11 protein-coding genes are annotated in these 14,862 nt (G+C 55.6%); 6 read left to right on the top strand and 5 right to left on the bottom strand.

The window, feature by feature from the left end:
- The first annotated feature begins 3 nt into the window (after window positions 1-3).
- Together ACMVME_RS18800 and ACMVME_RS18795 are read left to right on the top strand one after the other, a co-directional pair.
- Entirely contained in the window at window positions 4-963 is a 960-nt protein-coding gene (locus tag ACMVME_RS18800) for a N(4)-(beta-N-acetylglucosaminyl)-L-asparaginase (protein WP_068794855.1), read from the top strand.
- Window positions 960-2,381: a leucyl aminopeptidase family protein gene (locus ACMVME_RS18795; RefSeq protein WP_068794856.1), complete on the top strand. Its 1,422-nt coding sequence runs from the start codon at window positions 960-962 to the stop codon at window positions 2,379-2,381. Before ACMVME_RS18800 ends, ACMVME_RS18795 begins: the two co-directional genes overlap by 4 nt.
- 56 nt (window positions 2,382-2,437) lie before the next feature.
- Here ACMVME_RS18795 and ACMVME_RS18790 read toward each other — a convergent pair whose 3' ends face one another.
- From ACMVME_RS18790 to ACMVME_RS18775, 4 genes are all read right to left on the bottom strand, one after another.
- Window positions 2,438-3,139, bottom strand: coding sequence for a DnaA inactivator Hda (locus ACMVME_RS18790; RefSeq protein WP_212479862.1), 702 nt, complete (start codon window positions 3,137-3,139; stop codon window positions 2,438-2,440).
- A gap of 95 nt (window positions 3,140-3,234) precedes the next feature.
- Entirely contained in the window at window positions 3,235-4,524 is a 1,290-nt protein-coding gene (uraA, locus tag ACMVME_RS18785) for a uracil permease (protein WP_014171128.1), read from the bottom strand.
- 86 nt (window positions 4,525-4,610) lie between these two features.
- A complete protein-coding gene (gene upp / locus ACMVME_RS18780) occupies window positions 4,611-5,237 on the bottom strand; it encodes a uracil phosphoribosyltransferase (protein WP_020883061.1) in 627 nt (208 codons plus the stop codon).
- Between the two features lie 165 nt (window positions 5,238-5,402).
- Window positions 5,403-6,833 carry a 6-phospho-beta-glucosidase gene (locus ACMVME_RS18775; RefSeq protein ID WP_020883060.1) on the bottom strand — a complete coding sequence of 477 codons (1,431 nt, stop codon included), beginning with the start codon at window positions 6,831-6,833 and terminating at the stop codon, window positions 5,403-5,405.
- A 266-nt stretch (window positions 6,834-7,099) separates the two neighbouring features.
- Here ACMVME_RS18775 and purM point away from each other — a divergent pair, with 266 nt between their 5' ends.
- The 4 genes from purM to ppx all read left to right on the top strand — a co-directional run bounded on the left by purM (window position 7,100) and on the right by ppx (window position 12,607).
- Window positions 7,100-8,137 carry a phosphoribosylformylglycinamidine cyclo-ligase gene (gene purM / locus ACMVME_RS18770; RefSeq protein WP_068794857.1) on the top strand — a complete coding sequence of 346 codons (1,038 nt, stop codon included), beginning with the start codon at window positions 7,100-7,102 and terminating at the stop codon, window positions 8,135-8,137.
- The gene (purN, locus tag ACMVME_RS18765) at window positions 8,134-8,775 is read left to right on the top strand and encodes a phosphoribosylglycinamide formyltransferase (protein ID WP_014171132.1); all 642 of its coding nucleotides are present in this window, start codon (window positions 8,134-8,136) and stop codon (window positions 8,773-8,775) included. The genes purM and purN overlap by 4 nt, the downstream gene beginning before the upstream one ends.
- Before the next feature lie 229 nt (window positions 8,776-9,004).
- Window positions 9,005-11,065, top strand: a complete 2,061-nt coding sequence (gene ppk1 / locus ACMVME_RS18760) for a polyphosphate kinase 1 (RefSeq protein WP_014171133.1) — start codon at window positions 9,005-9,007, stop codon at window positions 11,063-11,065.
- A gap of 3 nt (window positions 11,066-11,068) precedes the next feature.
- Window positions 11,069-12,607: an exopolyphosphatase gene (gene ppx / locus ACMVME_RS18755; protein ID WP_014171134.1), complete on the top strand. Its 1,539-nt coding sequence runs from the start codon at window positions 11,069-11,071 to the stop codon at window positions 12,605-12,607.
- A gap of 4 nt (window positions 12,608-12,611) precedes the next feature.
- On the opposite strand, the gene ACMVME_RS18750 is transcribed toward ppx, so the two are convergent.
- Window positions 12,612-14,852 (bottom strand): EAL domain-containing protein, encoded by a 2,241-nt coding sequence (locus tag ACMVME_RS18750; protein WP_251858781.1) that lies wholly within the window; start codon window positions 14,850-14,852, stop codon window positions 12,612-12,614.
- Between the last annotated feature and the right edge of the window lie 10 nt (window positions 14,853-14,862).

Raw genomic sequence — 14,862 nt, 5'->3', positions numbered from 1 at the left:
AGCATGTGGGGAATTATCGCAACCTGGCGAATGGCGCTTGAAGGGGTCACGGAGTCTGCGTCTGCGCTGGCTGCGGGGAAACCGGTAGCAGAAGCGGTGGTCGATGCCATTGCTGCCGTCGAGGACTTCCCGTTGTATAAATCCGTCGGCTACGGCGGGCTGCCAACCGAAAATGGCGAAGTCGAACTGGACGCGGCGTATATGGATGGCGATACGCTTGCGTTTGGGGCCGTGGGAGATCTGGTTGATATTGCGAACCCGGTGCGTGTCGCCCATGCGCTAAGCCGCCAGCGCTATAACAGCCTGCTGGTCGGCCAGGGCGCGCGCGAATGGGCGCTGAGTCAGGGGTTTGCCAACAAAACCATGCTTACCGACCGCGCGATGCAGCATTACCGTAAGCGCTGCCGGGAGACGCTGGACAAAGGCTTAAGCCCGTACGATGGGCATGACACCGTCGGGATTATTGGCCTCGACAAAATGGGGTCGATGAGCGTGGCGACCTCCACCAGCGGTCTGTTTATGAAAAAGCGCGGCCGTATTGGCGACTCGCCGATTATCGGCTCCGGCTTTTACTGCGACAGTGAAACCGGTGCCGCCACCGCCACCGGCGTGGGGGAAGACCTGATGAAAGGCTGCACCAGCTACGAAATTGTTCGCCGCATGGCACAGGGCATGTCACCGCAGCAGGCGGCGGACTCGGTGGTCTTCGAACTGGAAGACAAACTGATGTCGCGCTTTGGCCGCGCGGGCGATCTCTCGGTGGTGTGCATGAATAATAAAGGCGAATTCGGCGCCGCAACCAACATCAAAACCTTCTCATTTGTGGTGGCAACGGCCCGCCAGCCTCTCACCGTATTTCGCGCCGAGCGCCTGCGGGAAAAAACGCACTATCAGCCCGTGGATGAGGAATGGATGCAGGCCTATGCCGCGCGGATCCGCGCGCCAGTTGAGGAGTCACAATGATTACCTTTAAGCTTATCACCGCCCTTGCAGACGCAAAGCCCCAGAGTCATCTTATTGCCCGGGCCGCCTGCGCGTTACTGCCGGACACCGCACTCATCGCTGAAATGCGTGAACAAAACGCCGTCGCGGATACCCGCTTTGGCTGTGCTCCGTTTGCCAGAATCACGCTGCTGCCGGATGCGCTCTGGCAGGACAGTCTGACAGAAGGGTTACTCGCCGCCCTCCGTCCACTGCTGGCAGCCCCGGTCAGCGCCGATGTGGTACTGGATGTCACGGATATTGACGAGGTAGTGCTGACGCAGGTTCTGCGTTTTCTCTTTAACCAGGCGTATGACCTTCGCGATTTGCAGCTTAAGAAAACCGATGGCAAAAGCGTTCGCCTTCGCCATGTCACCGCCCTGTGTCATCCGCAACAGCGTGAAAGGCTGGACGCTCTCTTCCAGCAACAGCAGGCCATTGCCCGAGGAATGGTCGCCGCGCGACGTCTGGCGGATATGCCGTCCGATCGCTGTACGCCGCAGTATGTCGTCGACGAAGCGCAAAAGCTGTGCGCCGCCTTCCCCGCCCTGCGGTGTGAAGTGCTTGATGAGAAGCAAATTATTGAACAGGGACTGGGGCTTCTGCATGCCGTCGGTAAAGGCGCGAGCTGTCCACCGCGGCTGCTGGCCATTCACTATAACGGCATCGCTGATGGCCCGGTACGCTGTTACGTGGGCAAAGGCATAACGTTTGATACCGGTGGCCTGTGGCTGAAGGAAGGCGCGGGCATGTACACCATGAAATATGACATGTGCGGGGCAGCGAACGTGCTCGGGTTAATGCTGAGCGTGGCAGAACTCGGCCTGCCGGTTCGTATTATGGGCGTACTGGCGCTGGCGGAAAACGCCATAGGACCGGATGCGATGCAGCCGGGCACGGTGGCCAGCGCCTGCAACGGTATCACGGTTGAAATCAACAATACCGATGCCGAAGGCCGGCTGGTACTGGCGGATGCTATCGCCTGGGCCAGCCAGCGTCATCCGCAGGCTCGCTATATTATTGATATGGCGACCTTAACCGGTGCCGTCGTAAAAGCGCTGGGGTACGAGCTGAGTGGGTTAATGACGCAGGACGAAGCGCTGCGTCAGGCGCTCACCCGCGCGGGGAAACGGAGCGGTGATGAGGTGTGGTCCCTGCCGCTGGATGCACGGTTAAAAAAACAGACCGACAGCGCCATCGCCGACCTGTGCAATACCCCACCCAATAATGCGGCGATCAGCGCATCGGCGGCCTGGCTGTTACACCATTTTTGCCCGCCGACCATTCCATGGGCCCATCTGGATATTAGCGGCACGGCGCTGTGGCGTGAGAACGGAAAAAGCGTGGCCTCAGGCAGACCCATTCCACTTCTGGTTGAGCATTTGCTGGAAGACAGGTGAGTTTTAGCCAGTGGCACTGGTTCTCCCTCTGCGCCAGGCAGAGGGAGAAAAGCGCATCACAGCTTCAGAATATCTTTCACAAAAGGAATGGTCAGCTTGCGCTGCGCGGTAATCGAAGCGCGATCGAGCTGATCGAGCGTATCAAAGAGCGTGCGCATTTCCCGGTCCAGGCGCTTGAGCAGGAAACGCCCCACGTCTTCCGGGAGTTCAAAGCCGCGCAATCTTGCGCGCAGCTGTAACGCCTGAAGTTTGTCTTCATCCGACAGCGGCTGCAGCTTGTAGATTTGCCCCCAGTCCAGACGGGAAGCCAGATCCGGCAGCCCCAGATTCAACTGGCGCGGCGGACGATCGCCGGTGATCAGCAGCCGGGTTTTCCCCGACTCCAGAATGCGGTTATAGAGGTTAAAGATCGCCATTTCCCATGGCTCATCCCCCGCCACACATTCGATATTATCGATGCAGACCAGTGAGAGATGTTCCATTCCCTCCATGACTTCAGGCACAAACCAGGTACGTTTATCCAGCGGCACATAGCCTACCGCATCACCCCGCGCGGAAAGCTCCGCACAGGCGGCATGCAACAGGTGGCTGCGCCCCGCGCCTTCGCGTGACCAGATATAGATGTATCCGCTGTGTTCCTGACGCAGCACGTTTTGCAGTGCAGCCAGTAAAGAGGGGTTATCACCCGGCCAGAAACTCGCAAAAGTTTCGTCGTCAGGGAGATAGAGTGGCAGAGAGAGCTGTGCCGGTCCGTTCAGAAGTACCTCAACCAGATCTTACATAAAATCGGCGGTGAGTTTAGCACGGAACGTGCAAGGAGAGAACCGGGCGGATCGTCCGCCCGGTTTTACGATCAATGTGACGCTTTTTCGCTGTCTTCGGCATCCAGCACCACTTCTTCCGGGCGCAGGACGGAGATCAGTTTGAAGATCAGGCTCAGGCCCACACCCACGATGGTCGCGAGCGCCATGCCTTTCAGTTCAGCCGCACCGATGTGCACCTTCGCGCCGCTCACGCCGATGATCAGGATCACGGAGGTGAGGATCAGGTTTTGCGCTTTGCTGTAGTCCACTTTAGATTCAATCAGCACGCGAATACCGGATGCGCCGATCACACCGTACAGCAGCAAAGAGACGCCTCCCATTACCGGTACCGGAATGATCTGAATAGCCGCCGCCAGTTTGCCCACGCAGGAGAGCAGGATGGCGATGATTGCCGCGCCGCCAATGACCCAGGTACTGTAGACACGGGTAATCGCCATCACGCCGATGTTCTCACCGTAGGTGGTGTTAGGCGTAGAACCAAAGAAACCGGAGATAATGGTAGAGAGGCCGTTGGCAAACATCGAGCGGTGCAGACCCGGGTCGCGGATCAGGTCACGTTTAACGATGTTTGCCGTCACCACCAGGTGACCTACGTGCTCAGCAATAACCACCAGCGCCGCGGGCAGGATCGTGAAAATGGCAAACCATTCAAAGCGTGGCGTATAGAAGGTTGGCAGTGCGAACCAGTGCGCTTCAGCAATGGGCGTGGTATCAACAACACCCATCACGAAGGAGAGCGCGTACCCCGCCAGTACACCGATCAGGATCGGGATAATTGCCATAAAACCGCGGAACAGCACGGAACCAAACACCGTTACGCCCAGTGTCACCATCGAGATAATGATGGTTTTGGAATCCGGTGACTGCCCGTCAGCAGGCAGCAGGCCAGCCATATTGGCCGCTACGCCCGCCAGCTCCAGACCGATGACGGCGACAATGGCCCCCATTGCGGCAGGCGGGAACATAACGTCCAGCCAGCCGGTACCGGCCTTCTTCACAATGAAAGAGACCAGGCAGAAGAGGACGCCACACATAATGAAGCCGCCCAGCGCCACTTCATACCCCAGCGGCAGCAACAGCAGAACCGGTGAAATAAAGGCGAAGCTTGAGCCGAGATAGGCAGGGATTTTGCCTTTACAGATAAAGAGGTAAAGCAGCGTACCCACACCGTTGAACAACAGCACGGTAGCCGGGTTAATGTGAAACAGGATTGGCACCAGCACGGTTGCGCCAAACATGGCGAACAGGTGCTGCAGACTAAGCGGGATTGTCTGTAAAAGCGGCGGTCTTTCACTCACCCCGATAGCACGGCGCGTCATAGTGTTTTCCTCTGAGTAGTATTGTTGTTGGCGTTTTATTCAAAAAAAAGCCGACTATCAAAGTCGGCTTCATTATCGTTATTCGATTATTTAGTACCAAAAATCTTATCGCCGGCATCGCCAAGCCCCGGGATGATGTACCCGTGCTCATTCAGCCCCTGGTCGATAGACGCGGTATAGAGTTCGATGTCCGGGTGCGCTTTTTCCAGCGCCGCGATACCTTCTGGTGCGGCAACCAGCACCAGCACTTTGATGCTGCTGCAACCGGCTTTTTTCAGCAGGTCGATGGTGGCAATCATTGAACCGCCGGTCGCCAGCATCGGGTCAACCACCAGGGCCATACGCTCGTCGATATTAGACACCAGCTTCTGGAAGTACGGTACCGGCTCCAGGGTCTCTTCGTCGCGGTAAACCCCGACCACGCTGATGCGCGCGCTTGGCACGTGCTCCAGCACGCCTTCCATCATGCCGAGGCCGGCACGCAGGATGGGCACAACGGTAATTTTCTTACCTTTGATCTGCTCAACCTGAACCGGGCCGTTCCAGCCCTCGATGGTCACTTTTTCCGTTTCCAGGTCAGAGGTCGCTTCATAGGTCAGCAGGCTGCCGACTTCAGAAGCCAGTTCGCGAAAACGCTTCGTGCTGATGTCATGCTCACGCATCAGGCCCAGCTTGTGTTTAACGAGTGGGTGCTTCACTTCCACAATCTTCATTCTCTTTCTCCTCTGAGGGGGCAACCGCAAAAAAATCGCGGGATTATACCGCTTTTTTCGGATTGCACCATACCCAACTTGCTTGACGTACATCAAGCAAAGTGTTTTAGAGGCAAAAAAGCCGGAGGGCAAGCTCCGGCTTTTTGCGTTTTTACTCTGCTGGAATTAAAGAGTGTCGCCGTTGCTGGCTATCACCTGCTTATACCAGTCAAACGACTTCTTCTTACTGCGGTTCAGGGTGCCGTTACCTTCATTGTCTTTGTCGACAAAGATAAAGCCGTAGCGTTTTTTCATTTCACCCGTTCCGGCAGACACCAGGTCGATACAGCCCCACGGGGTATACCCCATCAGATCAACGCCATCTTCGACCACCGCTTTTTTCATTTCGCGGATGTGCGCGGCAAGGTAATCAATACGGTACTGGTCATTCACCGAACCGTCGCTCTCCTGCACGTCGATGGCGCCAAAGCCGTTCTCCACGATGAACAGGGGCAACTGATAGTGATCCCAGAACCAGTTCAGGGAGTAACGCAGGCCCACCGGATCAATCTGCCAGCCCCAGTCAGATTTCTGCACGTACGGGTTGGAGACCAGGCTCTTACTTTCGTCGTAATCCAGCTCCGGGTTATCCGCCGTCGCTTTGGTGGCGAAAGACATGTAATAGCTAAAGCCGATGTAATCGACACACCCCTGCGTCAGCGCCGCGTTATCTTCTTCTGTGATATCCAGCGTGAAACCGCGACGAGCAAAGTAGTTAAGCAGATGCTGTGGGTACTTGCCGCGCACGTGGACATCGGTGAACCAGTAGCGACGGTGCATGGCGTTCATCGCCATCATCATATCGTCCGGGGCACAGGTCAGCGGATAGATTGGACACATGGCAATCATGCAGCCGATCCGCAGCGACGGGTTAATGTCGCGCCCGGCCTTCACCGCCAGGGCGCTGGCCACCAGCTCATAGTGTGCCGCCTGGAACATCACCGGCTCGCGGTCTTCACCCGGCTCGTACTTCAGACCGGAGTTGGTAAACGGTGCAAAGTCTTCGTGGAAGTTGGCCTGGTTATTGATCTCGTTAAAGGTCATCCAGTACTTCACTTTATGCTGGTAACGTCTGAACACAACCTCCGCAAAGCGAACAAAGAAGTCGATCAGCTTACGGTTACGCCAGCCACCGTATTCGGTGACAAGGTGGAACGGCATCTCGAAATGGGAAAGGGTAATAACCGGCTCGATGCCATACTTCAGGCACTCGTCAAACAGGTCGTCATAGAATTTCAGGCCAGCTTCGTTAGGCTCCAGCTCGTCCCCTTTCGGGAAGATACGCGTCCAGGCGATGGAGGTACGGAAGCATTTGAAGCCCATCTCGGCAAAGAGTTTGATGTCCTCTTTATAGCGATGGTAGAAATCGATGGCTTCATGGTTAGGGTAATTTTTCCCTGGCAGCACGCCGTTGGTGATTTCACGCGGCACGCCGTGCGCGCCAGCGGTCATCACATCGGCAACGCTGATCCCCTTACCGCCCTCGTTCCAGCCCCCTTCCAGCTGATGCGCTGCGACCGCACCACCCCACAGAAAATCTGCTTTGAATCCAGACATACACTTTCCCTCATTCTGCGTTATTTTCTGCAAAAACAATTACAGAAACCGGTTTCATTATGATGATGTGCAAAGGGGCTTTATGTTGCAAGGAGAAAACCGAAACCGGTTTCATTTTCGTGAACAGACTCAACTTTGGGCGCATTCGCAGGGCCTGCTGAAAAAAAAATCCTCTCGCCGAGAATAGGCTCGCAAACGTTTGCCTGGACTGTTAGAATTGCGCCGATTTTTCTTACTAGCTATGCAATCGCGTGGGGACTTGAGCCGTGACCAACAAAACTTCTCTCAGCTACAAAGATGCCGGTGTTGATATTGACGCAGGTAATGCGCTGGTTGACCGAATCAAATGTGTGGTGAAAAAAACCCGCCGCCCGGAAGTGATGGGTGGTCTGGGTGGATTCGGCGCACTGTGCGCGCTGCCGCAAAAATATCGTGAACCTGTTCTGGTCTCGGGTACTGATGGTGTAGGGACGAAACTGCGCCTGGCGATGGATTTAAAACGTCACGACACGATCGGTATCGATCTGGTCGCGATGTGTGTTAACGACCTGGTGGTTCAGGGCGCAGAGCCGCTGTTCTTCCTGGATTACTACGCGACCGGAAAACTGGACGTGGATACCGCAGCAAGCGTCATTAACGGCATTGCCGAAGGGTGTCTGCAGTCTGGCTGTGCGCTGGTCGGTGGTGAAACCGCCGAAATGCCCGGTATGTATCACGGCGAAGATTATGACGTCGCAGGCTTCTGCGTTGGCGTAGTAGAAAAATCAGAAATTATCGACGGCAGTAAAGTGGCTGATGGTGATGTGCTGATCGCGTTGGCCTCCAGCGGCCCGCACTCGAACGGCTACTCTCTGGTGCGTAAAATCCTCGACGTGAGCGGCAGCGATCCACTGACCACCGAGCTTGATGGCAAGCCACTGGCTGACCATCTGCTGGCGCCGACCCGCATCTACGTGAAAAACGTGCTGGAGCTGATCGAGAAGGTTGACGTGCACGCCATTGCCCACCTGACCGGTGGCGGCTTCTGGGAAAACATTCCGCGCGTACTGCCGGACAACACCCAGGCGGTGATTGACGAATCGTCCTGGCAGTGGCCGTCCGTCTTTAACTGGCTGCAGACTGCGGGCAACGTGAGCTCACACGAGATGTACCGCACCTTTAACTGTGGCGTGGGCATGGTTATCGCGCTGCCAGCAAGCGAAGCGGATAAGGCGATTAAACTGCTGACCGACAAAGGTGAAAACGCGTGGAAAATCGGTATTATCAAAGCATCCGATTCCGAACAGCGTGTGGTCATTGAATGAAAAACATTGTGGTGCTCATTTCCGGTAACGGAAGCAATTTGCAGGCGATAATTGACGCCTGCAAACAGAAGAAAATCAACGGCACCATTCGGGCAGTATTCAGCAATAAGGCCGACGCGTTCGGCCTTGAACGTGCCCGGGAAGAGAACATTCCCGCGCACGCGCTGGAAGCCAGCCAGTTTTCCGGACGTGAAGCGTTTGACCGGGAACTGGTTCAGGAGATTGATGCCTACGCGCCTGACGTTGTCGTGCTGGCGGGGTATATGCGTATCCTGAGCCCGGCATTTGTCGGGCACTACGCTGGTCGTCTGCTGAATATCCACCCTTCCCTCCTGCCGAAGTATCCCGGCCTGCACACCCATCGTCAGGTTCTGGAAAACGGCGATGAGGAGCACGGTACCTCCGTGCATTTCGTTACCGACGAGCTGGACGGCGGGCCGGTGATCCTGCAGGCAAAGGTGCCGGTCTTTGAAGGTGACAGCGAAGACGACGTTACCGAACGCGTGCAGACGCAGGAACACGCCATTTATCCTCTGGTGGTAAGCTGGTTTGTTGACGGGCGTCTTCAGATGCGCGACGGTGCCGCCTGGCTGGACGGCGTCAGGCTCCCTGCACAGGGTTATGCCGCTGACGAGTAGTTTGTTTGATGTGCCCGGCGGCGCGACGCCTGCACGGGCCTGTGGTCTTCACTGTCGGGTGAGCACCGCGCTTCCCGACATGCCCTTCCCCCAACCCTCTAAAATCCCCCAGAAAAAAAATAACTGTCATACTTTTCTGGCACTGTTGGACATATCGTGGAAATGCTCGCCATAATAAGGACGAGACGGATTTACCACGTCCTGTGATTGAACTGGAGTGTGAGCTGTAATGGGTCAGGAAAAGTTATATATCGAGAAAGAGCTAAGCTGGTTAGCATTCAACGAACGTGTACTCCAGGAAGCGGCAGACAAAAGTAACCCGCTTATCGAGCGTATGCGTTTTCTGGGGATTTATTCCAACAACCTGGATGAGTTCTACAAGGTTCGCTTTGCCGAACTGAAACGGCGAATCATCATCAGCGAAGAACAGGGCTTAAACTCTCACTCGCGCCATCTGCTGGGCAAAATTCAGTCGCGCGTATTGAAAGCCGATCAGGAGTTTGACGGCCTGTATAACGAACTGCTGCTGGAAATGGCACGCAATCAAATCTTCCTGATTAACGAGCGTCAGCTTTCTGTTAACCAACAAACCTGGCTGCGTCACTATTTCAAACATTACCTGCGCCAGCACATTACCCCTATTCTGATCAACCGCGAAACCGATCTGGTGCAGTTCCTGAAAGATGACTACACCTACCTCGCGGTGGAAATTATTCGTGGCGACACGATTCGTTACGCATTGCTTGAGATCCCGTCCGATAAGGTGCCGCGCTTTGTGAACCTGCCGCCGGAAACCCCGCGCAGACGCAAGCCAATGATCCTGCTCGATAACATCCTGCGTTACTGCCTGGACGACATCTTCAAGGGCTTCTTCGATTACGACGCGTTAAACGCCTACTCCATGAAGATGACCCGTGATGCCGAATACGATCTGGTGCACGAGATGGAAGCCAGCCTGATGGAGCTGATGTCATCCAGCCTGAAACAGCGCCTGACGGCGGAGCCGGTGCGCTTTGTTTATCAGCGCGATATGCCAGATGCCATGGTGGAAATGCTGCGCGACAAGCTGACCATTTCTCGCTATGACTCCATCGTGCCGGGCGGTCGTTACCATAACTTTAAAGACTTTATTGGCTTCCCGAACGTCGGCAAGGCCAATCTGGTGAACAAACCGCTGCCGCGACTGCGTCATCTCTGGTTCGATAAATTCCGCAACGGTTTCGACGCCATTCGCGAGCGCGATGTCCTGCTCTACTATCCGTATCATACGTTTGAACACGTGCTGGAACTGCTGCGTCAGGCTTCGTTCGACCCGAACGTACTGGCGATCAAAATCAACATCTACCGTGTGGCAAAAGATTCCCGCATCATTGATGCGATGATCCATGCGGCGCATAACGGCAAAAAAGTGACCGTGGTGGTTGAGCTGCAGGCACGCTTCGACGAAGAGGCAAACATTCACTGGGCGCGCCGTCTGACGGAAGCCGGTGTCCACGTTATCTTCTCAGCGCCCGGGCTGAAAATTCACGCCAAGCTGTTCCTCATCTCCCGTAAAGAGGGGGAGGACGTGGTGCGTTATGCCCACATCGGTACCGGGAACTTTAACGAAAAAACCGCGCGAATTTATACCGACTACTCGCTGCTGACTGCCGATGCACGCATCACTAACGAGGTTCGCCGGGTGTTCAACTTTATTGAGAACCCGTACCGCCCGGTCAGCTTCGATTATCTGCTGGTCTCGCCGCAGAACTCACGCCGCTTGCTGTACGACATGATCGATAAAGAGATCGCCAATGCCCAGAAAGGGCTGTCGTCGGGCATTACGCTGAAACTCAACAACCTGGTCGACAAAGGGCTGGTGGATCGTCTGTATGCGGCGTCCAGCTCCGGCGTTCCGGTCAATCTGCTGATACGCGGTATGTGCTCACTGATCCCTGAACTCGAAGGCATTAGCGACAATATTCGCGTGATCAGCATTGTTGACCGCTACCTGGAACACGATCGGGTCTATATTTTCGATAATGCGGGTGATAAACAGGTCTATCTCTCCTCTGCAGACTGGATGACGCGCAATATTGACTACCGAATTGAAGTCGCGACACCGCTCCTGGATCCGCGGCTGAAGCAGCAGATCCTCGATATCATCGAGATTCTGTTCAGCGATACGGTGAAAGCACGCTATATCGACAAAGAACTCAGTAACCGCTATGTACCGCGCGGCAATCGCCGTAAAGTGCGGTCGCAACTGGCGATTTACGACTATATCAAATCACTCGAGCAACCCGATTAACCTATGCCGATAAATGATAAGACCCCACGCCCGCAGGAATTCGCCGCGGTCGATCTTGGTTCTAACAGTTTCCACATGGTCATCGCCCGTGAGGTGGATGGCGCGTTGCAGATCATCGGTCGTCTGAAGCAGCGTGTACACCTGGCGGATGGTCTTGATGAGCGCAGCATGCTCAGCGAAGAGGCAATGGAGCGAGGCTTAAACTGCCTGTCGCTGTTTGCTGAACGCCTGCAGGGCTTCTCGCCCTCCAGCGTATGCATTGTAGGCACCCACACGTTGCGCCAGGCGCTGAACGCGCCTGAATTCCTCAAGCGGGCCGAAAAAGTGATCCCCTACCCCATTGAGATTATCTCCGGTAACGAGGAAGCCCGTCTGATTTTCATGGGTGTTGAACACACTCAGCCGGAAAAAGGACGCAAGCTGGTCATCGACATCGGCGGCGGCTCTACAGAACTGGTGATCGGCGAAGATTTTGAGCCGCGTCTGGTCGAAAGCCGTCGTATGGGCTGCGTCAGCTTTGCGCAGATGTATTTCCCGGGTGGCACAATCAGCCGCGAAAACTTCCAGCGCGCGCGCATGGCCGCTATCCAGAAACTGGAGAACCTGGCCTGGCAGTACCGTATTCAGGGCTGGAACGTAGCGCTGGGCGCATCGGGCACCATCAAAGCGGCACATGAAGTGCTGCTGGCGATGGGTGAAAAAGATGGGTTTATCACCCCTGAGCGCCTCACCTTGCTGACCGAAGAGGTGCTGAAACATAAAAGCTTTGACGCCTTAAGCCTGCCGGGTCTTTCCGACGAGCGCAAAGCGGTATTCGTACCGGGGCTGGCTATCCTGTGCGGCGTATTTGATGCGCTGGCAATTAAAGAGCTGCGTCTTTCCGACGGCGCGCTGCGTGAAGGTGTGCTGTATGAAATGGAAGGCCGTTTCCGCCATCAGGATATTCGTAGCCGCACCGCGCAAAGCCTGGCAAACCAGTACAATATCGACCGCGAACAGGCGAAGCGCGTGCTGGAAACAACCGTTCAGATATACGACCAGTGGCAGGAGCAGAACCCTAAGCTGGCGCATCCGCAGCTTGCCGCCCTGCTGAAATGGGCAGCGATGCTGCACGAAGTGGGACTGAATATTAACCACAGCGGAATGCACCGCCACTCAGCCTATATCCTGCAAAACAGCGATCTGCCTGGCTTCAACCAGGAGCAGCAAACCATGATGGCGACCCTGGTGCGCTACCATCGTAAAGCCATCAAGCTTGACGATCTGCCGCGCTTCACGCTGTTTAAGAAGAAGCAATTCCTGCCGCTTATCCAGCTGCTGCGTCTCGGCGTGCTGCTCAATAACCAGCGTCAGGCCACCACCACCCCGCCCACGCTGAAGCTCAAAACGGATGACAACCACTGGACCCTGAGCTTCCCGCCAGACTGGTTTAGCCAGAATGCGCTGGTGCTGCTGGATCTGGAAAAAGAGCAGCAGTACTGGGAAGCGGTCACCGGCTGGCTACTCAAAATCGAAGAAGAGAGCTCAGACGTCGCGGCGTAACCCCTCAGGCCTCGACCGGCGACGCCTCTGCTTCCAGCAGTGACTCAAGCGCCACCGGTCTGCCAATCAGATAACCCTGCACATAATCGATACCTAGCGCGTGAACCGCGCTACGTATCTCTTCTGTTTCGACATACTCCGCGACCACCAGCATTTTCTTCATTCGCGCCAGATGGCAAATCGAGGCCACTATCTGATAGTCCAGACTGTTGTTGACGATATTGCGGATAAAGCTTCCGTCTATCTTAAGGATATCGGCGTCCACACTTTTCAGCCGCGCGTAGCTCGCATAGCCGGTACCGAAATCATCAATCGCAATGCGTACCCCCATTTTTTGCAACTGCCTGAGGGTATGTAACGCCTGCTCACCACTGCCGAAGGTGCTGCACTCGGTCACTTCAAATATCAGCTGCCAGGGTTCGACGGCGTATTTCGCCAGCAGACGACTCACCTCAGCCGGGAACTGCGCACGGCACACTGTGGAAGGGCCCAGATTAATGGCAAAACGCTGGCCAGGCAGATTTACCCGATGCTCTGCCAGGAAGCGTAGCGTGTTCTCCAGTACCCACAAATCAACCCGCGACGACAGACCAAATTCCTGGGCGACGGGCAGGAATTGCAAGGGAGAGAGCAACGCCCCGTTTGCATCCGACATCCGCAGCAACACCTCGTGGTAGCAATCGCCCCGCACGCCGCAAACCGGCTGGACCAGCAGAGTAAACGCGTTACTGTCGAGCGCACTTTGCAGACGGCTCATCATCGCAACCTTGTCCTTCAGGCTACGCTGGAGATGGACAGCACCGCGCTGCTGCAGATTTTCCGGATGGTTGGTCGAAATCGACAGATCGGCAATTACCCCCAGTTCACCGAGGACCAGATAGAGATGGGTCACCGGTGAGCGCACATAGCAGTAGCTCACGCCCACCTGAGGCTGCAGCGGCATCCCATCCCAGACAAAGCGGAACTGTTTAATATGCTCGTCCAGCGCCTCAATGCGTTGCTGGTGCGATTCCGCGTTAAGGCGAACCGCCAGGTCACAGCCGGTGAGGTGATAGACCCGCTCACTGGGCTGCAAGGTGCCATTGACCCATTGCGCCAGCTGCTGTTTATACAGGATCCGCAACAACACCCCGTAATTTCGGCCCAGCACCTCCAGCTCCGGAATGCGCAGCAAACAGAGCGCCGACCACGGGTTTTTAGCAAGATCGCGCGACAAGGCCCGCAGGTTCGGCATATGGACAACCGGGTCGAGTAGCGCCAGCCTGCGGGAACGTTTATTCGCGGCGCGCTGGCAGGTGGCCAGCATCGACATGTAAATCACCACAAACGAAAAGACCAGATAGCTGGAAGAGGTAATTGCCAGCTGAATGTCATATCCGGACTGTTGAGGGATATAACGGTAAAAATAGTGGATAGACACCAGCAGCACCGGGGTCCAGATAAGCGACATCAGTTTATAGCCAAACCGCATCGCTCCCCACAACATCACCGGCATCAGCAACGACAGGGTGTAGTTGGTGGTGAAAATCGAGCTGTTTTCGTTCATCGGGAGCAGCAGCAGGGTAAGCAGCCCGCCAAGCGCAATGGCCCACAGCAGAAATTCAATGACCGTCACCTTTTTGTCTATCTGCATTCGCACCTGCGAGACAAGACTTCTGATATACCGCGGATGGCGAATCAGACGGATCAGTAAATAGCTTAACGGCACGCCCGTCAGCCCACTGACCAGCAGCGCCTGATAGTTAATCAGCGTACGAATATTAAGCGGGGTCAACCCCTCGAGGCTCTGACGGCTCTCATACACACCCAGATAGAGGGCAAACTGGAACAGCACCAGAAACAGCGTCGCGGGGCAAAAGGCCTGCCAGAAGATACGCTGCGCCATCAGTCTGACATCCCCGTAAGCCGTCATGCTGCGTCTGGGCGCAAACACCCGATAACCCCCCCAGCTGAGCACAACGGGGACAATAAAATGAAAAATGCCGGCGATGGTTTCGAACAACCCAACCGACGGGTAGTAGCGGATGAACAGTGACAATACGATGCCGGGCAGCGCTTCCAGACCAAAAAACATCATCACCGAAAGCAGAAAGGAGAGAGGTAAATAATAGAGTGCCACCAGACCATCGCCCAATCGGGTAAAGGTATTGGCAACGCTTAATACAGGCAGTAAACCCACCGGTAAAATAAGCGGTAAAGCCCACCAGCGGTCTTTATTGTTTTTCAGGAAAGAAATAATGTTCATAGATGCCCGT

It is taken from the genome of Enterobacter cloacae complex sp. 2024EL-00711 (assembly GCF_047529885.1).
Lineage (GTDB): Bacteria > Pseudomonadota > Gammaproteobacteria > Enterobacterales > Enterobacteriaceae > Enterobacter > Enterobacter ludwigii.
This window is presented reverse-complemented; position numbering and strand designations above follow the sequence as displayed.